Genomic DNA, 421 nt, shown 5'->3' with positions numbered 1-421 from the left:
GACCTCCTCGGCGTGCCTGCGGGACTCGTCGCGGCGCACGGCGTCGTGTCGGCGGAGTTCGCGCGGGCGATGGCGCTGGGCGTGCGGGCGGTCACCGGGGCGACGTACGGCGTGAGCACCACCGGCGTCGCGGGTCCAGACCCGTCCGAGGGCAAACCCGCGGGCACGGTGTTCATCGGCCTCGACGGGCCAGGCGGGACGACCGCCCTCGCTCTCGAGCTCAACGGGGACCGGTCGACGATCGCGGATCGCACCGTGGCCGAGGCGCTCGACGCGCTGCGGACGCGACTATTGACCGCGGAAGAAACCGGGACCCGGTAGCGTTATCCACCTCACTGCGGCCCTTCGCGGCCGCGAGGTCCCCAGCGGAGAGGAGAGCGGCATGGTGGTCTTCCGTCGGCTGCTCGGAGAGGTGCTCCGC

Annotated in this window: 1 protein-coding gene; it reads left to right on the top strand. The window is 73.2% G+C overall.

Going from position 1 to position 421, the window contains the following annotated elements; genetic code table 11:
• Window positions 1-321: CinA family protein (locus I6F37_RS41590; protein ID WP_225154611.1), on the top strand; the 321-nt coding region annotated here is incomplete at its 5' end.
• Window positions 322-421 lie beyond the last annotated feature (100 nt).

The sequence above is a fragment of the Bradyrhizobium sp. NBAIM08 genome, from assembly GCF_020193935.1.
Classification (GTDB): Bacteria; Pseudomonadota; Alphaproteobacteria; order Rhizobiales; family Xanthobacteraceae; genus Bradyrhizobium; species Bradyrhizobium yuanmingense.
Note: the sequence above shows the minus strand (reverse complement) of the source record. Positions and strands in the feature narration are given on the sequence as shown.